The sequence below is a fragment of the Sediminibacterium goheungense genome, assembly GCF_004361915.1.
In the GTDB taxonomy this organism is placed as follows: domain Bacteria; phylum Bacteroidota; class Bacteroidia; order Chitinophagales; family Chitinophagaceae; genus Sediminibacterium; species Sediminibacterium goheungense.
Window position 1 is genome coordinate 200677 of record NZ_SNWP01000012.1, and the last position, 22085, is coordinate 222761.

The 22085-nt window shown below is 42.2% G+C and carries 22 protein-coding genes; 17 read left to right on the plus strand and 5 right to left on the minus strand.

Annotated elements, in window-relative coordinates:
* The first annotated feature begins 21 nt into the window (after positions 1-21).
* From BC659_RS13395 to BC659_RS13450, 12 genes are all read left to right on the plus strand, one after another.
* Complete coding sequence (locus BC659_RS13395; protein WP_133475305.1) at positions 22-1185, plus strand: XdhC family protein; 1164 nt, start codon at positions 22-24, stop codon at positions 1183-1185.
* Between the two features lie 5 nt (positions 1186-1190).
* Complete coding sequence (locus BC659_RS13400) at positions 1191-1772, plus strand: nucleotidyltransferase family protein (protein ID WP_133475306.1); 582 nt, start codon at positions 1191-1193, stop codon at positions 1770-1772.
* Between the two features lie 6 nt (positions 1773-1778).
* Complete coding sequence (gene moaA, locus BC659_RS13405) at positions 1779-2759, plus strand: GTP 3',8-cyclase MoaA (RefSeq protein WP_133475307.1); 981 nt, start codon at positions 1779-1781, stop codon at positions 2757-2759.
* Between the two features lie 29 nt (positions 2760-2788).
* Positions 2789-3973 carry a molybdopterin molybdotransferase MoeA gene (locus BC659_RS13410; protein WP_133475308.1) on the plus strand — a complete coding sequence of 395 codons (1185 nt, stop codon included), beginning with the start codon at positions 2789-2791 and terminating at the stop codon, positions 3971-3973.
* Between the two features lie 8 nt (positions 3974-3981).
* Positions 3982-4719 carry a sulfite exporter TauE/SafE family protein gene (locus tag BC659_RS13415; RefSeq protein ID WP_133475309.1) on the plus strand — a complete coding sequence of 246 codons (738 nt, stop codon included), beginning with the start codon at positions 3982-3984 and terminating at the stop codon, positions 4717-4719.
* An 8-nt stretch (positions 4720-4727) separates the two neighbouring features.
* A complete protein-coding gene (locus BC659_RS13420; protein ID WP_246027145.1) occupies positions 4728-5240 on the plus strand; it encodes a molybdopterin-binding protein in 513 nt (170 codons plus the stop codon).
* A 6-nt stretch (positions 5241-5246) separates the two neighbouring features.
* Positions 5247-5480 (plus strand): MoaD/ThiS family protein, encoded by a 234-nt coding sequence (locus BC659_RS13425; protein ID WP_133475310.1) that lies wholly within the window; start codon positions 5247-5249, stop codon positions 5478-5480.
* 1 nt (position 5481) lies between these two features.
* Positions 5482-6621 carry a HesA/MoeB/ThiF family protein gene (locus BC659_RS13430; protein ID WP_133475311.1) on the plus strand — a complete coding sequence of 380 codons (1140 nt, stop codon included), beginning with the start codon at positions 5482-5484 and terminating at the stop codon, positions 6619-6621.
* Positions 6608-7051, plus strand: a complete 444-nt coding sequence (locus tag BC659_RS13435) for a molybdenum cofactor biosynthesis protein MoaE (protein WP_133475312.1) — start codon at positions 6608-6610, stop codon at positions 7049-7051. The genes BC659_RS13430 and BC659_RS13435 overlap by 14 nt, the downstream gene beginning before the upstream one ends.
* Positions 7052-7053: 2 nt before the next feature.
* The gene (gene moaCB / locus BC659_RS13440; protein WP_133475313.1) at positions 7054-7965 is read left to right on the plus strand and encodes a bifunctional molybdenum cofactor biosynthesis protein MoaC/MoaB; all 912 of its coding nucleotides are present in this window, start codon (positions 7054-7056) and stop codon (positions 7963-7965) included.
* Positions 7966-8100: 135 nt separating this feature from the next.
* On the plus strand, positions 8101-8565 hold the full coding sequence (locus tag BC659_RS13445; protein WP_133475314.1) for a (2Fe-2S)-binding protein: 465 nt from the start codon (positions 8101-8103) through the stop codon (positions 8563-8565).
* The gene (locus BC659_RS13450; RefSeq protein ID WP_133475315.1) at positions 8562-10670 is read left to right on the plus strand and encodes a xanthine dehydrogenase family protein molybdopterin-binding subunit; all 2109 of its coding nucleotides are present in this window, start codon (positions 8562-8564) and stop codon (positions 10668-10670) included. The genes BC659_RS13445 and BC659_RS13450 overlap by 4 nt, the downstream gene beginning before the upstream one ends.
* Before the next feature lie 117 nt (positions 10671-10787).
* Here BC659_RS13450 and BC659_RS13455 read toward each other — a convergent pair whose 3' ends face one another.
* Positions 10788-11513: a DUF4197 domain-containing protein gene (locus tag BC659_RS13455; RefSeq protein WP_133475316.1), complete on the minus strand. Its 726-nt coding sequence runs from the start codon at positions 11511-11513 to the stop codon at positions 10788-10790.
* Positions 11514-11689: 176 nt separating this feature from the next.
* Here BC659_RS13455 and BC659_RS13460 point away from each other — a divergent pair, with 176 nt between their 5' ends.
* Both BC659_RS13460 and BC659_RS13465 read left to right on the plus strand, forming a co-directional pair.
* A complete protein-coding gene (locus BC659_RS13460) occupies positions 11690-12202 on the plus strand; it encodes a SixA phosphatase family protein (RefSeq protein ID WP_162847436.1) in 513 nt (170 codons plus the stop codon).
* Positions 12203-12339: 137 nt separating this feature from the next.
* Positions 12340-13926 carry a peptide chain release factor 3 gene (locus tag BC659_RS13465; RefSeq protein WP_133475318.1) on the plus strand — a complete coding sequence of 529 codons (1587 nt, stop codon included), beginning with the start codon at positions 12340-12342 and terminating at the stop codon, positions 13924-13926.
* A 26-nt stretch (positions 13927-13952) separates the two neighbouring features.
* Here the strand turns inward: BC659_RS13465 and BC659_RS13470 are convergent, their stop codons facing one another.
* Entirely contained in the window at positions 13953-15005 is a 1053-nt protein-coding gene (locus BC659_RS13470) for a sensor histidine kinase (protein ID WP_133475319.1), read from the minus strand.
* A gap of 71 nt (positions 15006-15076) precedes the next feature.
* Between BC659_RS13470 and BC659_RS13475 the strand changes: the two genes are divergently transcribed.
* Positions 15077-15607, plus strand: coding sequence for a GNAT family N-acetyltransferase (locus BC659_RS13475; protein WP_133475320.1), 531 nt, complete (start codon positions 15077-15079; stop codon positions 15605-15607).
* A gap of 21 nt (positions 15608-15628) precedes the next feature.
* Positions 15629-16936: a 30S ribosomal protein S12 methylthiotransferase RimO gene (rimO, locus tag BC659_RS13480; protein WP_133475321.1), complete on the plus strand. Its 1308-nt coding sequence runs from the start codon at positions 15629-15631 to the stop codon at positions 16934-16936.
* 70 nt (positions 16937-17006) lie between these two features.
* Here the strand turns inward: rimO and BC659_RS13485 are convergent, their stop codons facing one another.
* Positions 17007-18284 carry a sterol desaturase family protein gene (locus tag BC659_RS13485; RefSeq protein WP_133475322.1) on the minus strand — a complete coding sequence of 426 codons (1278 nt, stop codon included), beginning with the start codon at positions 18282-18284 and terminating at the stop codon, positions 17007-17009.
* Positions 18285-18474: 190 nt separating this feature from the next.
* Between BC659_RS13485 and bshC the strand changes: the two genes are divergently transcribed.
* Entirely contained in the window at positions 18475-20073 is a 1599-nt protein-coding gene (gene bshC / locus BC659_RS13490; RefSeq protein ID WP_133475323.1) for a bacillithiol biosynthesis cysteine-adding enzyme BshC, read from the plus strand.
* On the opposite strand, the gene purE is transcribed toward bshC, so the two are convergent.
* Positions 20063-20593 (minus strand): 5-(carboxyamino)imidazole ribonucleotide mutase, encoded by a 531-nt coding sequence (gene purE / locus BC659_RS13495; protein ID WP_133475324.1) that lies wholly within the window; start codon positions 20591-20593, stop codon positions 20063-20065. The genes bshC and purE overlap by 11 nt on opposite strands.
* Before the next feature lie 45 nt (positions 20594-20638).
* Entirely contained in the window at positions 20639-22054 is a 1416-nt protein-coding gene (locus BC659_RS13500) for an alpha-L-fucosidase (protein ID WP_133475325.1), read from the minus strand.
* Between the last annotated feature and the right edge of the window lie 31 nt (positions 22055-22085).

Here is a 22085-nt window from a genome sequence, read left to right on the forward strand (position 1 = left end):
GAGCTGGTTATTTAAATTATCATGCACGAAATTCTTGCAATCATACAGGCATATCATGCAGCCTCAGCAGCCGGAAAAAAAACGGCATTGGCAACGGTTGTACATGTAGAAGGTTCCTCCTACAGAAGACCCGGTGCCAGAATGCTGATTACAGAAGATGCCCAATTAACCGGTTCTATCAGCGGAGGCTGTCTGGAAGGAGACGCTTTCCGGAAAGCCTTACACGTAATATTATCCGGTAAAACCATGTTGGTTACCTATGACACTGCAGACGATGATGATGCCAAATTTGGAATGGGGCTTGGTTGTCAGGGCGTTATTCAGGTGCTCATAGAACCCTTGCAGGGAGAAGAGGGTAAAGCTATTATTGATTTATTAAGTAAGGCTACAGCATCCAGACAACCATCAGCATTGATTACCCTGTTTTCCATGCAGGATAAAAGATCGGTTCAATATGGATCTTGTTTTTTACTGACAGAAGAAGGGAGTGAATATGGAGTAATGCCTTTTGCAGAGGATGTAATGGTAAGAAAAGAACTGGCACTTGTACTGACGCAGCAAAAATCCAGCTTCTGTAAATTATCACATCAAGAAGCAGAATGGATAGCGTTCACAGAATACATTCAACCACCTGTATCATTGGTTATTGTTGGTGCGGGTAATGATGTAATTCCCCTGGCGCAAATGGCTGAAATAGTAGGCTGGCAAACAACCGTTATCGATGGAAGACCGATGTATGCCAGCAAAGAAAGATTTCCGATGCCTTCCTGCCAGGTATTCCACGCTAAAGCTGCAGAAGTGCTTGACCATGTGAACATTGACAGTCGGACAGTTTTTGTATTGATGTCGCACAATTATAATTATGATCTTGGTATACTAAGAACCCTGCTCAACAAAAACATTCGCTATATCGGCATATTGGGGCCGCATAAAAAAATGAAAATGATGATAAAAGAACTGGCGGATGAGGGTTTGCTATTGACTGAAGAACAGAAAGAAGCCATTCATGGGCCGGTAGGATTGGATATTGGTGCGGAAACAGCGGAAGAAATTGCGGTATCTATTATCGCAGAAATACAAGCGAAATTAAGTGCTGCAACTGCTGCAGCATTACGCACAAAAGAAGAGGCCATTCACAGTCGCGCAGACCTGTTGATTAAAAACCCTGCAACATCATCAGTCTGAATCGTATGAAACCAGCAGAAACAGCATTGCTGATATTGGCTGCGGGAGCTTCCCGGAGACTGGGCAGGCCCAAGCAACAGCTTTTATTTCATAACCAGACTTTATTAAACCGCATTATTGGCACAGCCATGGCATTGAATGCGGGGCCTGTTGTAGTGGTAGTGGGAGAGGATGCAGACAGGCAATTGTCAGAAAATATGATAGTGGTGCCGAATCCCGAATGGACGGAAGGAATGGCAAGTTCTATCCGAATCGGTATCAAAACCTTGCAAACTGATTTTCCATCAGTGGAAACGGTTATTATCATGGTTTGTGATCAACCCTATGTTTCAACGGATTTATTACAGGAAATGATAGATCATTATAAAGAGAATAAGAAACCTGTTATTGCCTGTACCTATGCAGACACCATCGGAACGCCGGTTTTGTTTCATAAAGAAATATTCCCGGAATTAATGGAGCTCCGTGGCGATAAAGGAGCGCGGGTGCTGATAAATAAAGAAAGCCATAGGGTAGGATTGGTTAACTTTCCGCAGGGAAATATTGATATTGATACCGAAGAGGATTATGAGCGTTTGATTAAATAAGATTACATGATTGTAGACAAGCATCATAGGGTACATAATTATTTACGCATATCATTAACGGATAACTGCAACCTTCGCTGCTTCTATTGTATGCCGGAAGATGAGTACGATTTCGCTACTGCAGAGCAATTGATGCAGCCGGCTGAAATTGAAACACTCGCCAGGTTGTTTGTAGATCAGGGTATCACTAAAATCCGGCTCACCGGTGGAGAACCCCTGGTAAGAAAAGATGCCAAAGAAATTATACGAAGATTGGCCCAATTGCCGGTTACCCTTACCCTTACAACGAATGGTACACGATTACACGATTTTGTGGATGTACTGAAAGAGAGTCGTGTACAATCGGTGAATATCAGTCTGGATACTTTACAGGCCGATAAGTTTCAGTTGCTTACCAAAAGAGACCATTTTGCCATTGTCCAGCAAAATATTCAACTGATGATTGAACAGGGCTTCCATGTAAAAGTAAATATGGTAGTGATGCGGGATGTAAACGATGCTGAAATTGTTGATTTTATTGCCTGGACAAAAAATACACCTGTTCATGTTCGCTTTATTGAATTTATGCCATTTACGGGTAACCGATGGACAAGCAATAAAGTATTTACCATGGAAGAAATATTGGCTGTAGTGGCGGAACAATATGATTTTATACCCTTAAAGCCTGAAAAAAATGAAACGGCTAAAAAATTTATGGTGCCTGGTCATCAGGGCACTTTTGCGGTTATCAGTACCATGAGTGCGCATTTTTGTGGCGACTGTAACAGAATACGCCTCACAGCCGATGGTAAAATGAAAAATTGTCTTTTCTCAAAAGATGAGACGGATCTATTGACACCATTACGACTCAATCAACCTGTTTTACCGTTGATTCATCAATCTATTGCCACCAAAGCAGTACAACTGGGGGGGCAGTTTACGCAGGATTATGAGCAGTTGCAGGCAGAGATTATTCAGAACAGAAGTATGATAACTATTGGCGGATAAAAACTTTTTTAAAAATACCCGACCAGACCATGATCAGTGTTTCAGCAGCGAGAGAAATCATTCAGCAACATACGACATCCTTGGTACCAGTAAGGATCAAATTGCAGGAGGCTCTATCCTGTAAACTGGCGGCTGATGTATGGGCTCCCATCGATATACCTGCTTTTCCTCAATCATCCATGGATGGATATGCTTTTTCTTTTGCAGACTGGCAGCATACAAAATATTTGAAGGTTATCGGTGAAATGGCTGCAGGGGCTGATAAATACATTTCTATCGAAGCAGGTTCGGCGGTTCGCATTTTCACTGGTGCTGCAGTACCCCCGGGAGCCGATACTGTGGTGATGCAGGAGAAAATACAACTTACCAACGGAGGGCTGGTAATAGAAGATGAGCAGTTGAAACAGGGGAGTAATCTGCGCCCAAAAGGTAGTGAAATACAAAAAGGAGAACTGGCATTAGCGGCCGGAGCTTTTTTAACACCAGCAGCTATTGGTTTTCTGGCAGGTATGGGTATTACCGAGGTAACCGTATTTCCACCACCTGCTGTTGCCATCCTCATTACAGGAAATGAATTGCAAACACCCGGTCATGATTTGGCCTATGGGCAGGTATATGATTCCAACTCTTTCGCTTTAACGGCCGTTCTGAAGCAATATGGCATTCAAAAGGTGAAGCTGATGCAGGCGCCAGATGATTTGCATATACTTACCCAGCAGCTTTCTCTTGCCCTTGATTCGGGAGATATTGTTTTGTTAACAGGAGGTGTGAGCGTGGGTGATTATGATTTTGTGGTAGAAGCGGCAAAGCGTTGCCATGTTCAAACACATTTTCATAAACTGAAACAAAAACCCGGCAAGCCACTATTCTTTGGAACAAAGGATAAAAAATTGGTTTTCGGATTACCCGGTAATCCCTCATCTGTGCTCACTTGTTTTTATATGTATGTACTACCCGCTATCATGCAAATATGCGGTAAGCAATCTGCCTTGCCTGTAAAACAGGTGCCCATCAAAGAAGCCTATCATAAACAACCCGGACTTACCCATTTTTTAAAAGGATACTATGATGGAGAAGGGGTGAAAGCATTGGGGGCACAGGAATCGTATCGTATGCGTTCTTTCGCGGAAGCCAATTGTCTGATAGAGATCGATGAGCAGGCGGCAAGCTGTGAAGCCGGAACCATTGTAAATATTCATATGATAGCCATTTAATTATTATTATGGAGAGTCTGCTTTTGTTTTACGTGTTATTGCTCATTGTTGCATTCCTGTATGCATCTGTTGGGCATGGTGGCGCAAGCGGATACCTCGCATTGATGGCGTTATTTAGTGTGGCACCTGAAGTCATGAAGCCAACAGCACTGTTATTGAACTTATTTGTATCACTCACCGCATTCCTTCAGTTTTACCGGGGCAAACACTTTGTATGGAAAGTGTTTATGCCATTGGCATTGGCATCGGTACCTATGGCATTTGTAGGTGGACTCATTACTATTGACGCCAGCCTGTATAAAAAAGTACTTGGTTTATTACTTGTATTTTCAGTGATTCGTTTACTGTTACCATCAAAAAAAGAATCTGAACAAACTGTTTCGTCACATTTTGCAGGTGCATTACTCATGGGAGGTATTATAGGATTATTGTCGGGTATGATTGGTATAGGTGGTGGTATTATACTCTCACCCTTATTGATTTTCTTTAACTGGACAGATCAGAAACAAACAGCAGCCATTAGTGCCCTGTTTATTTTTGTAAATTCAGCTTCCGGATTGATGGGGCAATTGACCAATGGCATTGAATTCAGTAGTGGGATGTTCGGCTATGTTGGTGTTGCTTTTGCAGGGGGATGTCTTGGGGCCTATTTTGGGGCGATGAAATTCAGGCAAACCCTTATGAAAAAAATATTGGCGATTGTTTTAATGGTCGCAGCATATAAACTATTATTTACAGGAGCGTAAAGTAAATTATGAAATACCTGATTCTTTTTGTTGTATTATCTTATTCTCATGTAGTAATTGCACAACATGATGTAAAGCCTACAGATTATTTTCTCATAGAAGGAAAAGTCAAAAAGCCCTTTACCTTTAAGCTGGAAGATGCTTCAGCTTATAATAGTATTACATTTGATAGTATTGTAGTATACAATCACCTGGTGGTCAGGAAGTCAGTACTCAAAGATGTAAAGGGTATATTGTTGAAAGATCTGATTACCAAAACATCATTTGATATCATCGATCCAAAACCATTGAGCGAATATTATATTACCTGCATTGCATCGGATGGTTATAAGGTGGTTTTTTCCTGGAATGAAATATTTAATAGCGCTATTGGAAAGCAATTGATTGTTATAACAGAAGCCAATGGTGAAAAAGCCATTTCCTCTGCGCAAAGAATCGCTATTATATCAGCAGCAGATATTGCAACCGGGCGAAGGTATGTACATGGATTGCAAAAGATTATTATCGGAAGAGTTCAATAAAATACAATGAAAATAAGGGTATTATTATTTGGTCAATTAGCAGAAGCGTCAGGTGTTAGTGAATTAGAGATGGAGGGCTATGCAGATACCATATCGCTGATCAGCGCATTGCAGGAACGTTTTCCGACCCTTCAGCAATCAAAATATATGATGGCTGTTAACCAGCAGATGGTTTCAGAAAATACAAAATTGTCTGAAAATGCAACTGTTGCATTGATGCCGCCATTTTCAGGAGGGTAATATGAAAAAAGAAATTTCCTACGAACGATACCAGCGTCAGATGATCCTGCCGGATTTCGGTGAGAGGGCGCAGCAACTGCTGGTGGAAGCGAGTGTACTGGTAATTGGTGCAGGCGGATTGGGTTGTCCGGCCCTCTTATACCTTGCCGGAGCAGGGGTAGGTACAATAGGGATAGCAGATGGTGATACGGTAGCCCTGAGCAACCTGCACAGACAGGTATTGTACCATACGTCTGATATTGGAAAAAACAAAGCAGTAGTAGCTGCTGAATACCTGAAACAACTAAATCCCGGAACAGAAACTAAGGTCTATCCATGGCATGTAACCAATGAGAACTTACTGGCCATACTTGGCAATTATGATATCGTACTTGATGGTACAGATAATTTTGCGACCCGTTACTTAATTAATGATGCCTGCGTGTTGATGCATAAAACACTGGTATACGGAGCCGTATCAAGATTTGAAGGACAGGTGGCCGTATTTAATGGCTTGCTTGGTCATGATAAACGGTCTGCAAACTACCGTGATATTTTCCCGGAGCCGCCAAAGGAGAATGAAGTGCCTAACTGTGCAGATGCAGGGGTAATTGGCATATTACCCGGTATGATTGGATGTATGCAGGCGGGTGAAGTGATTAAACTGATAACAGGAATGGGTGACCCCCTTATTGACAGGGTACTTACGTATAATGTTTTGAGTAATCAGTTTTACACAGTCAACATAATTGCGGGTCCGGCTACGAATTTTACAGGCCCTTCAACAAAAGAACGTTTTCTGCAGACCGATTATGTGTCCTTATGTAAGTCGCCATCGTCTGTAAGTGAGATAGACGTAGTGCTATTTGAAGAGCTGTTGAATCGGGGCAATGTCGATGTTATTGATGTAAGGGAATTGTATGAACAACCTGTTGTAAAGGAATTCGAGCATCTTAGAATACCGTTGGCTGATATTTATCAGCAAGAGCTGCAACTAAAAAATGATGTAGTTGTTGTAATTTGTCAGTCTGGAAAGAGAAGCCGGATAGCTGTGGAAATATTGAATGACCGTATGGGTACTGCCAAAACCCTATACAGCCTGCGGGGCGGACTAAACGATTGGTACGCATTCCTAAAAAATAAAAGAGATGAAAGAGGGTAAGCCTAAAAATATATTTATAAAAGGAGCTATCACTGCTTCATTTATCGCAGAAAGTATTGAAAAGCATAGCGTCAAAAAAAATATTGGGGGGCATAGTATTTTTCTTGGGCAGGTGAGGGCAGATGAAATCAATGGGAAAAAAGTAAGTGCCATTGAGTATACTGCTTATGAGGAAATGGCTATGCAGAAAATGCATGAGATCAGAGAAGCTGTTTTTGAACAATATGAATTAACCTGTATGCATGTGTATCATAGTCTGGGAAAAGTAGCTGCAGGAGAAATCTGTTTATTTGTTTTTACTTCATCAGCACATCGTAAGGCAGCCATAGCAGCCTGCTCAGAACTGGTGGAAAGAATTAAAGCTGAACTCCCGGTATGGGGAGCTGAACTTTTTGAAGACAATACGCATCAGTGGAAAGTGAATCAATAATTATGGTAGATATAACATCGAAATCGAATACACTCAGACAGGCGATTGCTGCTGCCACCATTACGGTATCAAAACAAGCTACTATTGATGCCATTGTAAACAGACAGGTACCCAAAGGTGATGTGTTTGAGTTTTCACGAGCTGCAGGTTTGCTGGCTATTAAAAAAACAAGTGATGTAATTCCGGATTGTCATCCGCTACCTATTGAGTTCTCATCTATTAAACACGAAATAAGTGGTTTACAGATTCTGATTACCGTGGAAGTGCATACCATTTATAAAACCGGTGTTGAAGTGGAAGCCATGCATGGGGCATCTGTTACTGCATTGACCATGTATGATATGCTGAAGCCATTGGATACAGAAGTTGAAATAACCCATATCAGATTGGTACAAAAAACCGGTGGTAAATCAGATCGGTTCATACCCGATACAAATACATTGTCCTGTGCCGTAGTGGTTTGCTCTGACACGGTATCAGCCGGTAGCAAGCAGGACTTATCCGGAAAAAAAGCAGTAGAAAAACTGGAAGCACTGGGTATTACTGTGACTGATTATACCATTGTTGCGGATGAAATTCAGGACATACAGCAGCAACTTGAGAAATATGTAGAAGAAGGCTATCACCTGGTATTATTTACCGGTGGAACAGGGCTCTCGCCAAGAGACGTAACACCCGAAGCCGTTGAACCATTGCTGGACAGAATGGTTCCGGGTGTTATGGAAACAGCAAGAAATTACGGGCAACAAAGAACCCCCTATGCCATGCTATCCAGGGGTATAGCGGGTTATGCTAAAAACACCCTTGTTATTACACTGCCGGGCTCTGTAAAGGGTGTGATTGAAACCATGGACGCTATATTCCCTCAGGTGCTGCACACATTTACAGTGGCAGCTGGGAGCAGACACGATTAGGGTTGGTTTGGCTTGCAAAAGGGTATTGGCCATGATCAGCTTGTTTTCTTACCCATTGACCGATTTCCGGTAGTTTGGTTTTTCTTTTTATCAGATAATAGTTAGTTTACGAATCATAATAAATCTATCCTCCTTATGCCGAAGTACAATTTTACAGTCAATAATAAATCGGTATCTGTAGAAGCAGATGCTGATACGCCGCTGCTTTGGGTATTACGTGATCAGTTAAACCTTGTGGGCACCAAATATGGTTGCGGTGTAGCACAATGTGGAGCCTGTACCATTCATTATAATGGTAGTCCTGTTCGTTCCTGCCAGTTTCCGGTATCGGCTGTAGGAACCGGGAAAGTGGTAACCATTGAAGGACTCAGTGAAAAAGGAGATCATCCTGTACAGCAAGCGTGGATAGATATGGATGTGGCCCAATGTGGCTATTGTCAGTCGGGTCAAATTATGGCAGCAGTAGCATTGCTGAAGAAGACGCCGAAGCCTACTGATGAAGAAATTGATTCAGCCATTACAAATATCTGCCGTTGCGGTACCAGTGTACGTATCCGTAAAGCCATACACCTGGCAGCATCAAAAGGAGGTAAGTTATGAGTACAACATCTGTATCAAGAAGAAATTTCCTGAGGGTAAGCATGATTACCGGTGGTGGTATGCTGGTTGGTTTTTCAACATTGGCAGAGGATGAAAAACTGCCAGTAGATGGAACGCCGTTCTCTCCCAACGCCTATATCAAAATAGCACCTGATGGTACGATTACACTGATGTCGCCCAACCCGGAAATTGGTCAGGGTGTAAAAACATCACTGGTAATGCTGATTGCAGAAGAGATGAATGTGGACTGGCAGAAAATACAGGTAGAAATTGCACCGCTGGATACAAAATATGGCAGCCAGACAACAGGTGGAAGTGGCGCCATCAGAAGTCGCTATACACCACTCAGACAGGCAGGCGCAACGGCTCGGGTGTTATTAATCGCAGCTGCTGCCGATACATGGGGTGTAACAGCAGCAGATTGTTATGCTGACAATGGTTTTGTGGTACATAAAACTTCAGGTAAAAAGCTGTCTTATGGTGAACTGGCAGGCAAAGCAGCATCTATGCCGGTACCAGCCAATGTACCTTTGAAAGATGCCAAAGATTTCAAACTCATCGGTACACGTGTAAAAGATGTAGATGCAAAAGCGATCGTAACAGGAAAACCTTTGTTTGGTATTGATACACGTCGCGGGGGTATGTTGTTTGCTGTTGTGGCAAGACCTCCTGCGCATGGGAAAAAATTACAGTCATTCGATGATAGTGCTGCCTTACAGGTAACAGGTGTAAAAAAAGTAGTACAGGTAAAAAACAGTATAGCAGTTTTGGCTACTTCTACCTGGGCTGCGATGAAAGGCAGAAAAGCCCTGAACATAAACTGGGAAGATGCATCAAAACTGGAAAGCACGGCCGATCATGATAAGGCATTCAAAGACCTGTTGAGTAAGCCTGCTGCCACACCTAACCGTAATGATGGTGATGTAGATGCGGCAATGGCTGCTGCTTCCAAAGTACTGGATGTATATTATGAAGTGCCTGTATTGTCGCACGCACAAATGGAGCCCCTGAATTTTTATGCAGATGTAAGAGATGGTAAAGCTGAATTGTATGGCCCCACACAGGTGCCGCAGAGTCTGGTAACTGCCGTGGCCAAAGAACTGAATATACCCGCTGCTAACATAACATTGGGATTACCCAGACAGGGTGGGGGCTTCGGAAGAAAATTACGTCCGGATAATGGAGTGGAAGCTGCATTGATTTCACAGGCTGCACAATGTCCTGTTCAGGTACAATGGACACGTGAAGATGATATGCAAAACGATTTCTATCGTGCCAGTGGTATGTTCCGTTTCAAAGCAGCCATCAAAGATGGTAATCTGGAAGCCTGGCAACAATCTTTTGCATGTCTGAGTAATGGCAGAAGTCCGGATACTTATCCCGCAGGTGCTGTAAAAAATCTGCGTATCGAGAGTCATAGTTTACCAACCAATATTCCTACCGGACCCTGGCGTGCCCCTACACACAATGTTCAGGCATTTGCCAACGAATGTTTTATGGATGAGGTAGCAACTGAATTGAAAACAGATCCGATATCATTCAGACTTTCGTTATTGAAAAAAGCCAAAGAACAACCCGTAGGCAGACTCGCTTACGAGCCGGATAAATTTATCAGTGTAATAGAACTGGTAGCCAAAATCAGTAACTGGAATAAACCTGCACCCAATACATACCGTGGCTTCTCAACCTGGTTCTCATTTAACAGTTATGTAGCACAGGTGGTAGAACTAAAAATGGAAAAGGGTAAACCTAAAATCACAAAAGTATATTGCGCCGTACACTGCGGTAAAGTAGTGAACCTGAGTGGCGCTGAAAATCAGGTACAGGGAGCGGTTGTTGATGGTCTGGGACATGCGATGTTTACCAAACTTACTTTCAAAGATGGGGCAGCCGTTCAAACCAATTTCGGCCCTTACAATTTTGTAAAAATGCGTAATACGCCATTGGATGTTGAAGTAGCTTTTGTTCCCTCTGAAGAGAACCCAACCGGTTTGGGAGAACCCGGGTTACCACCTATTGCACCCGCACTGGCCAATGCCCTTTTCGCCGCAACCGGTAAGCGTTTCAGACGAATGCCTTTCTCCGATGATATACAATTTGCATAAATAAATTGCCACTGAACGCACAGAAATACATTATACCATACTGTACTTATCTGTGCCTTCAGTGGCAACCAAATGATAACAAAAATCAAATCAGACATCCGCCATCAGACATTTTTCTTACTTCGCTCCAAATACTTTTTTCAAAATATCACTGGTTCTTGCCAAAGGGTTCTTTCTGATCTCTTTTTCTTCCAATGCAATCTGGTAAAAAATGCCACCCATCGCACGTTCGGTAACATAAGCAGATAAATCAGGATTCAGTTTTTCACGAACCAATGGCAACTTGTTATAACTGGTAACCAGACTATTCCAATGCTTGGTAGCATCTACTTTCTGTAAGGAGGTTTCAATAACCGGGCGGAAAGCTTCTGTTAGCGGATTGGTAGTTTTTGCTTTCAGGTAAGCTGTTGCAGCTGTATCGGATCCTTTTAAAATACCTACTGCATCCTGAACACTCATTTGTTTAATGGCATTGGTAAAAATGGGGGCCGCACTTTTACAGGCATCTTCCGCAGCACGGTTCATACTCAGAATGGCTTCGTCTACCTGCTTACCCAGTCCTACACTTCTCAATGTTTTTTCAATCTTTTGAGCTTCCGGTGGGAGCAATATTTTCAGCGCTGCATTGGCAAAAAAACCATCTGTCTGCGACAGCAGGTTGGAACCTTTTAGGGATCCCTGAACCAATGCTTCTTTCAGACCTGCTACAATATCATCGTTGGCAAGCCCTGTCTGATTGCCGGACACTGCATTTTTGGCCTTGTTCAATAAACCGCCTAATCCCTGGGCATCTGTACCCATTTGCAATGCTAATAAAAGGAGCAGTGTAACAATTCTTTTCATATACTTTTTTATAATCTTTTCAAAAATGATACCAAATAATCAGCTCAAAAATAAACCCTCTGTTCGGATGAAGGTGTGAAGGATACCTTATAAAATAAGTTGATAAAGGGTTAAAATGGACGGGCGGTTGTTCGGAAATGTCTTTTGCACCTATCTTGTATAACAAAAGATTATACATGAAACAACTGTTTACCCTTGTCTTTCTTTCTTTTTTGCTCTTAACAGCCATTAACGGGGAGGCCCAGACCAGTACTTTTATTCTGATGCGTCACGCTGAAAAGGATACCAGTGCCCAGGGGGCGACCATGATGCAGGCAGATCCCAAATTGAGTGCTGCAGGAGAAGCCAGGGCTGCCCGCATCCCGGAAGTATTAAAAGCTTATTCACCGGATGCCGTGTATTCCACCAATTTTATCCGTACCAAATCAACCGTAACACCGCTTGCAAAAAAAGCAGGAAAAGAAATACAGGTATACGACCATCGAAACCTCAAAGCCTTTGCGGAAGAACTCCTGAAAATGGAAGGTAAAACAGTAGTAGTAGCCGGACATTCCAATTCTACGCCCACGTTGGTGAATCTGTTATTGAAAGAAAATAAATACCAGAACCTTGATGAGTCGGTGTATGATACTTACTGGATCGTTACCGTAAAAGACGGTAAGGCGGAAGCCAGACAAATGAAGTATTAAGCTACTCTTTGCCCTACAAATCGTAAGTTTGCGGCCTGAAAAGTCCGTGCGTCCGGAAGTCCGGAAGTCTGGTGAAACTATCGATAGTTCTCCGTTCTTCCGGACTTTCCGACTTTCGGTCTTTCTGACTAATTATTATGAAGTACGAGAAAGAGATCAACCGCCGCAAAACATTCGCTATTATTTCGCACCCGGATGCGGGTAAAACTACATTGACGGAAAAATTACTGTTGTTTGGTGGTGCTATCCAGACAGCTGGTGCCGTAAAAAGTAATAAGATCAAAAAACATGCGACCTCCGATTTCATGGAGATTGAAAGACAGAGGGGTATCTCGGTGGCCACTTCTGTAATGTCATTTGAATACAGTAATACCCTTATCAACCTTCTGGATACACCCGGTCACAAAGATTTTGCAGAAGATACCTACAGAACACTTACTGCGGTGGATAGTGTAATACTGGTAGTAGACAGTGTGAACGGGGTAGAAGACCAGACACGCAGGCTGATGGAAGTTTGCCGTATGCGTGATACGCCGGTTATTGTGTTCATCAATAAAATGGACCGTGATGGAAAGAATCGTTTTGATTTGCTGGAAGAGATCGAAAAAGAGTTGCATATTTCATTGCATCCGATGACCTGGCCCATTAATAGTGGTAAGGAATTTAAAGGGGTATACAACCTGCACGAAAAGAGTCTGCGTTTGTTTACGGCCAGTACAAAAGCAGACGATGATGATACCATCGCTATTGATGATCTCGCCTCTGCTGTTTTAGATGAAAAAGTGGGCGAAAAAGATGCGGCTCAGTTAAGAGAAGATGTTGAGTTGATAGATGGTGTATATGGAGAATTGCAGGTAGATGATTACCTCACAGCAAAAATTGCACCTGTATTCTTTGGTAGTGCAGTTAATAATTTTGGGGTAAAGGAAATGCTTGACACATTTATCCGTATTGCACCTGTACCCAGAAGCAGGAATACTTCAGCGAGAACAGTAGAAGTAGGTGAGGAAAAGTTTAGCGGATTTATTTTTAAAATACATGCCAACCTCGATCCCAAACACCGCGATCGCATTGCTTTTATGCGTGTATGCAGTGGCAGGTTTGAGCGTAATAAATATTATCACCATGTTCGGCTCGATAAGGATATGCGTTTTAGCAATCCGTACAGTTTTATGGCCCGAAGCAAGGATGTTATCGAAGATGCTTATGCCGGTGATGTGGTGGGTTTGTTTGATACGGGAAACTTTAAAATAGGAGATACCCTCACAGAAGGAGAAGATTTTTACTTTACCGGTATCCCAACGTTTTCACCGGAAATATTTAAAGAGCTCGTGAATAAGGATCCGATGAAAACCAAACAACTGGAAAAAGGAATCAGCCAGTTAACAGATGAGGGAGTAGCGCAATTATTTACGCAGTTTGGTGGAAATAAGAAAATCATAGGTTGCGTGGGAGAACTTCAGTTTGAAGTAATTCAATACCGTTTATTGCAGGAATACGGAGCAGCCTGTGAATTCAGAACACTGCCTTTTTATAAAGCTTGCTGGCTAACGGCTGCTGATCAGAAAAAACTGGATGACTTCCTTCGTTTTAAGCAACAGAATTCTGCGGAAGATAAAGACGGGCATCCGGTATACCTGGCTCAGAGTGAGTGGTTCCTGAATACGGAGATTACCAATAACCCTGATATCAGGTTTCATTTCTCCAGCGAAATACATAAATAAAACATCTCTGTAGGCAAGAACGTCTATCAGTTGGTGATCGGAAGCTGAATGGTGAATACGGCTCCTTTGTTTTTACCCTCACTGAAAGCCGCGATCATGCCACCATGGTTTTGTATTACTTTACGGGTAAGGTACAGGCCAACCCCAGAAGAAACTTCGCCATCGGTTCCTATCTTGCCCTCAGATGTAAATTTGTTAAACAATAGTTCAGCTTTACCAGACTCAAAACCAATTCCTTTATCTGCCACGAGTAAATGAATATGTCCACTGAATACGTGCAGTTTTACAATTACCTCATCACCACGGTATGAGAATTTTATCGCATTGCCGATAATATTCGATACAGCTTGTGAAAGCAAACGTGTATTGCATTTAACCTGGATGTCGGGAACTGGATGTATGGTAATTGTAATGTCTTTTCTGGAAGCTGCTGCCTGCTGCATATCTACTGCCATGAATACGATATCCCGGATATTTTTTGCTTCGAAAATATGAGATACTGCTTCATCTTTCCCTGTTTGCAGTATTTCAATGATATCCTGGATAAACACCAATTGCTCACTGGCCATTTTATGTATGATTGCACCGTATTTTGATGCGAACGCAGCCCCATCTTCTGCCTGCAACAAATCGCCCAGACTTATTAGTTGGGTAAAGGGAACCCTCAGATCATGAGAAAGCAGGGTGAGTATGTCCCTGCGTTCTTTCAAAAGGGCATCCATGGAGTCGATGGTGACTTGTACCTGTTGTAATAATTGTCCCGCTTCATCTGTATAATGTACCGGCAGTGCAGGAACCAGTTTTTTACGGGTATAATTTTGTAAAGCAGTTTTTGCCTGCTGAATGGGCCATAACAAGCTTCTTAACAGTAATAAGGTTAAACCGGTTGCTACAAGTGTCGCCAGCAGAGCTACCAGTATTACATTCCACCCCTTTAATGGCATCCATTCAAATACAATGGCAATAATTAATACAATCAGCGGTATGTGTACCCCAATAAAAGCAATAAATAAGAATTTTAAAGTATAATTTGAGGAGAGAAAGCCGGGTTTAGAGAAAATATGGTAGATGTTTTTCATATATTGGATTGCATTACAAAAATGCCTTCTTTGTTCCGTATCAGACCATTAAAATTAAAAAAAGATTAAAAATGAATTTGTTTACTACTAATCGATTGATAGTCAGGAAGTTTGAATGGGCAGATGAGGAAGATTTTTATCAATTGAATAGCCACCCGGATGTAATGAGGTTTATAAGGCCTGCAAAGACAAGGGAGGAGTGCAGGCTCTTTTTGAACGAAAATCTCCAACTATACCAGGCAGGTTCAGCCATTGGAAGGTATCATGTAGCTGAAAAATCATCTTACCGGTTTGCAGGCACATTCTCTGTTTTAATGATGCCCGACAGGGATGCTTTTCATATTGGATATGCCTTAATGCCTGATGCACAGGGTAAAGGATTGGCAAAAGAACTATTACAGGCAGGCCTGCAATGGCTGGCCATGAATAGTGAGCGGCCCGAAATTTTTGCCATTACGTCTACCGAAAACATACCCTCAGTGGCATTATTGCAAAAAGCAGGGTTTGCGCAACTGGAAGATATCACCGACCACGGAAAGCAACTCAATGTATTCATGATACCCCGTTCCCAAATATCGAATCAACAGGCTTCTGCCTGCTAATTACTACCTTTGCAGCCATATATGAAGTCGAAAACGCTAAAGAAAGATAAGGTTAACATTATTACACTGGGTTGCAGTAAGAACCTGGTAGACAGTGAAGTGCTGAGCGGGCAACTGAGTGCAAATGCAATTGATGTTGTGCATGAGAATAAAAAACTCGATCACAATATAGTGGTGGTAAATACCTGTGGTTTTATTGATAAGGCCAAGGAAGAGAGTATTAATACCATTCTGGATCAGGTTGAACTGAAACGAAGAGGTAAGCTTGATAAAGTATATGTTACCGGTTGCCTGAGCGAAAGATACCGTGGCGATCTGGAAGCAGAAATGCCTGAAGTAGATGCCTGGTTCGGTACCATGGAGCTTCCATTGATACTCAAAAAATTTGAAGCGGATTATAAAGCAGAACTGGTAGGGGAAAGATTGTTAAGTACCCCTCAGCATTATGCTTATATGAAAATAAGCGAAGGCTGTAACCGCACCTGTTCTTTTTGTGCCATTCCACTAATGCGTGGTCAGCACATCAGTAAGCCCATTGAAGAACTGGTAGCAGAAGCAGAAGGGTTGGTGAAAAAAGGGGTAAAAGAAATTATGTTGATTGCGCAGGAACTGACTTATTATGGATTAGATATTTACAAGAAAAGAGAGTTACCCCGATTATTACATGCATTGGCCGATGTGAAAGGCATTGAATGGATCCGTCTGCATTATGCCTATCCGAGTAAGTTTCCACTGGAAGTACTGGATGTGATGCGCGAGCGCGACAATATCTGTAAATACCTCGATATGCCTTTGCAGCATGCAAGCAATCATATGCTGAAAGCCATGCGGAGAAATATTACGAGAGAAGAAATGACAGAACTGATAAGAGAAATCAGACAAAGGGTTCCCGGTATCTGTTTACGTACCACGCTGATTGCCGGATTTCCGGGTGAAACAGAAGAAGATGTTGAGGAACTCAAAGATTTTCTCAGGGAACACCGCTTCGATCGTGTAGGTATTTTCAGTTACAGCCATGAAGAAAATACCAGTGCCTATGATCTCGAAGATAATATCTCTGCTGAAGTAAAAGCAGAACGTGCACAGGAAATTATGGAAGTGCAACAGGAAATCAGCTATGAAAAGAACCAGGAAAAAGTGGGTAAAATTTTCAAAGTTCTGATCGATAAAAAAGAAGCAGGACGTTATCTGGGCAGAACAGAGTTCGACAGCGTAGAAGTAGACAATGAAGTGGTAGTGCACTCCAGCAAAAAATTACAACCCGGCGATTTTGTACAGGTGAAAATTACAAAAGCATACGACTACGATCTGGAAGGGGAGGTGGTGTGAAATGAGAAATATGAAATAAGAAATAAGGAATGTGAAAGTGAAATGATAAGATTCTTTACTTACTGATTTCTTATTTCATATTCCTTATTCCTGATTTCTCTGTTTCTAAGCTTTCTGTAAAAGAAATATAAAACGATGCAATAAATGAGAGCAACAGATAGGTTGCCATGATATAGGTTGATCCATTGATCAATTGGTTCATGCCAAACCAGTCTCCGTTGCGGATGAGGATGGAAAATCCCAGGATACATTTCAACGATTCCCATACCCAGGCATACCTGTTTCTATCCATCAAGTCGGTAAATGCATAGACCTGTAAAAAGATAAATCCACCATAGATAAATATACCCGGGCTGCCGATGGCGGCAATATTACCAAAGCAATAGCTGATGAGTAATAATGTGCAGGTCATTTGTATCCATGACCAGGCAAGCAGTGTTTTGGAATGACCTGTTTCATATTTCTCGAAATGGTACACATCCTCAATTTTATATACAGGAAATTTCTCTGCTACATCAGCAGGTCGCCAGCCGGTTGGCATAAGCCATATTCTGAATTTATCTTTCCAGCTTTGCGCATGCCATGCATCCTTGATAAGTAACCATAAATGCATGAAATTAATTTTAATGGGGTTCCATGTCCGTACAGGTCTGGTAATACCATATACAGCGGGTACCTCAGGTAATTCTTCCTGATAGGTTCCAAACATTTTATCCCAGAAAATAAAAATCTGACCATAGTTTTTATCCATGTACTCCTTGTTAATAGCATGGTGTACCCGGTGATGAGAAGGTGTTACAATTATTTTTTCGAGAAACCCCATTTTATGGATATGCTGCGTATGGTACCAGAATTGAGCAAACAAATGAAGCGGTGCCACAATGGCTACCACCTGTCCGGGTACACCTAGTAATGCGGCAGGTAATAAGAATATGGTAAATATTTTTACAATCGATGATATGCTCTGTCTGAGTGCACAGGCAAGGTTAAAATCTTCGCTGCTGTGATGGATGATATGGTTGTTCCAGAAGAAATTGTATTCATGAGCAATCCTGTGTATCCAATAACCGGCAAAATCCAGTGCCATAAAAGCAATAAAATAGGTTAAAAAACCGGCCGGAACCTTCGTAATGGCCAGATGATCCACCATCCATTCATAACTGATCACTGCAAAGCCTAATCCCAGTACATCTTTGGTAACATTGGTAACGCCGGAGCTAAGACTGGAAATCATATCCAGCGTGCGAACCGTTTCTTTTCCTTTATACCAGCCATACCATTTTTCCAAAAGAACCAGTAAGAGAAATACCGGCATGGCAATCAGAATGATCTTTCCGTAAGTTTCCATATGGTAATCGTAGTGGTATAAATTTAGGGATTTTTGCGTGAATGGTGAATGGTCAATGGTGAGTAGTGAGTAGTCAGTAGTCAGTAGTCAGTAGTGAGTGGGGGCGTTTACTCACTACTCACTCCCTTCCCTGTTAAAAATTACCAGCGGCGCCATGTATTTCCAGTAAATTGTATTTTTATGCCTTATTATGAAGCACCACTGTAGCCGTTTATCATACGAAAGCACCGGATATTTTTCATCGATTGTAACTGATTATCTGGCAGGTGCATCAGCACTTCGCCCATTTTACGCACACCAACCTGATCTGGAGGGTATAAAAAATGCGATAGCATCAAGACAGGATTTTTTCACACCCAGGCACATACTTGTAGAAAGTCTGGAGGAGCAATATCGTTCTATCAGCATGGAAGAACAGGTGAGTAGTAATATAGCGGCTTTAGCTAATGAAAACACTTTTACAATTGTAACAGCGCACCAACCCAATATATTTACCGGACCACTGTACTTTATCTATAAAATTTTACATGCCATACAACTGGCAACCTCTCTTTCTGAACAGATGCCGGCATACCGTTTTGTTCCTGTTTACTATATGGGTAGTGAAGATGCGGATCTGGATGAACTGGGGCAGATCAATATTGACGGACACCCATTGCAATGGGACACTTCGCAGACAGGTGCCGTTGGACGGATGAAAGTAGATAAGGAACTGATTAAACTATTGGATGCCATTGAAGGACAAACAGGGGTACTGCCATACGGAAAAGAATTATCAGCTTTATTCAGACAATCTTATGTGAGCGGCAGAACCATACAGGAAGCAACCCTGCATCTGGTGAATGGATTGTTTGGAAGGTTTGGACTGGTAGTGCTGATACCCGATCAGCAAAAATTAAAAGCAGCTTTTACATCCGTTATTGAAAAAGAACTGTTGGAAGGTTTTTCTCATAAGGTAGTTCAGCAGTCAACGACGGCGCTCGGAAAAACATACAAGGTACAGGCGGCAGGTAGAGAAATAAATTTATTTTATCTGATCAATGACCGGAGAGAAAGAATAGAGAAAGAGGGGGGGGATTTTGTTGTACATGCTTTGGGGCTCCGTTTTAACCAGACTGAAATACTGGAAGAATTAAAAAATCATCCTGAAAGATTCAGCCCTAATGTAATCCTTCGTGGTGCTTTCCAGGAAACGATATTGCCGAATATTGCTTTTATCGGTGGTGGGGGAGAGCTTGCTTACTGGCTGGAGCTGAAAGAAGTATTTGCAGCGATTGCCATTCCCTTTCCGGTATTGGTATTGAGAAATTCATTCCTGCTTATGACGGCTGAACAGGAACAGAGAATGCTCCAACTGGAGCTCAATCATCCATCTCTTTTTCAGAAAACAGAAGTGATACTCAATCAGCTGGTGAAGAAAAGAACCAGCCGCCAACTTAATCTTACCAAAGAAATAGCGCAGTTGTCTGTTTTGTATGAACAAATGAAGCAGCAAGCGGGTACGATAGATGAAACACTTAAGCCGCATGTAGAAGCTTTATCAGTAAAAGCATTGAAACGTTTGAACGAACTCGAAAAGAAAATGCTAAGGGCTGAAAAAAGAAAATTTGAAGCAGAGGAGAGACAAATTCAGGGCTTGAAAAAACACTTATTTCCGGCTGATAGTTTGCAGGAACGTGTGGATAATATCTCAGGCTGGTATGCCAGGTATGGTAATAGTTGGATAGATATGCTATTGAAAAATTCTTTACCTATAGAATCTCAGTTTTCAATCATTACTATTTCGTAGGGGTATCAAAACTATTCGGCCATTGCTTTTTGAGTCCTTCAATCTTCGTTCCCACTTCCTCCTGCATTTGCTGCTTGTAAGCGGCTAATTTTTCTGCAGTCTGCATATGGGTTGAACCAATGATTTGTGCAGCCAGAATACCCGCATTTTTTGCTGCATTCAACGCTACAGTGGCAACCGGCACACCATTTGGCATTTGAAGGATCGATAAAACAGAATCCCAGCCATCAATCGAATTAGAAGATTTGATAGGTACCCCGATAACCGGCAGGGTGGTAATAGCGGCCACCATACCCGGTAAATGTGCAGCACCTCCTGCACCGGCAATAATTACCTGTAAACCCCTCGATTTTGCCTTTTCAGCATATTCGGCCATCCGTTGTGGCGTTCTGTGTGCTGAAACCACTGTTAATTCAAACGATATGTCAAATTGAGTAAGTATATCAGCAGCAGCACGCATAATACCAAGATCACTGTCGCTGCCCATAATGATACCAACGAGGGGAAAGGATTGCGTCATACTACAAAGATACGAAATCTGAAATTATCACTAAGTTAGCAACACTCACGGTAGATTTTTTATGTGGTAGGCGCTGATGGACCTTATTACCACCGGAGCTTTTGTTTCATGAATCGTAACCCGTACTCGATTTGTTTTTACAGCACGAAAACCAGCAATTTTTTTTCTGCCGATAGTGGTACCGGAAAATACTTTTTCAAAGTGATCCTTGTTCCAGCATTCAATGCTGAAGGAAATGACTCTCTGACCATAGTCAATCATTTCTTCCAGACTAAGTGCATTGATCAACTGCTCTCCGGGAAGCGTGAAAGTTAGCTGAACATTTTCCGCAGCGTCAGCAGCCCAGTAAGTCTTGATATTGTGATCTGTTAAACTTCTGAGACCTTTCTGCTGGCGATCATTCGTAGTGATAACTGTATTGGAAAAAAGATCTGTACGGAAAGCCTCGGCCCTCATTTTTGCAAAACCCATCAGTGCGGCTGAATCATTCGGATGGAACAGACCTCTTCTGTCGGGAGGAATATTTAACAATAAATTCCCTCCATTACCAACAGAGCCTAAGTAGATATTGAATAAGGTTTCAGGTGTCTTTACCTTGTTGTCTTCTTCTTTATGGTAAAACCAGCCCGGTCTGATCGATACATCTGCTTCTGCCGGTATCCAGTGTTTTCCATTGAAGTTACCCTGGTTCAACGTATCTGTATGCGGGGCACCGAGTCCTCTTGCAAAACCTGCTGTGTCGAGCAGGTTCCAGTTGGTATTACCTATGAATCCTTTTTCATTGCCACACCAGCGTATGCTGGGGCCAATATCACTAAAGATGATCATCTTCGGCTGAAAACGAAAAGCTGAGTCTTCAAATCTGTTGAAATCATATACCTGCTTCTTTCCATTGGGGCCCTCTCCATTGGCTCCATCCCACCAGAACTCGAAAAAAGGACCATATTGCGTAATCAATTCTTTCATGGTGGCAATATAGATATCGTTGTATTCGGGGGTGCCGTATTTGGGGTGGTTCCTGTCCCATGGCGATAAATAAATACCCATTTCAATGCCCTCTTTTTTACAGGCATCCGCCAATGCTTTTACCACATTACCCTTTCCATTCATCCATCTGCTTTCTCTTACTGTATGTGTACTGTATTGACTGGGCCATAACGAAAAACCATCATGGTGCTTGGCTGTAAGTATAATACCTTTTGCGCCTGCTTTCCTGGCTATACGGGCCCACTGGCGGCAATCCAATGCTGTCGGATTGAAGATGTCGGGTCTTTCATCACCTTCACCCCATTCTTTATCTGTAAACGTATTCGGGCCAAAATGGATAAAAAGGTAAAATTCCTTTTCATGCCATGCCAGTTGTTCCTTACTGGGAACCGGATATACAGGTTGTATTTTCTGCGACCAGCTTTTGGTTGCCAGAAAAATGAATAAGCAAAGAATGATTTTTTTCACAAGCATTGGGTTGAATAGAAATAAAATCTGCCAGAAT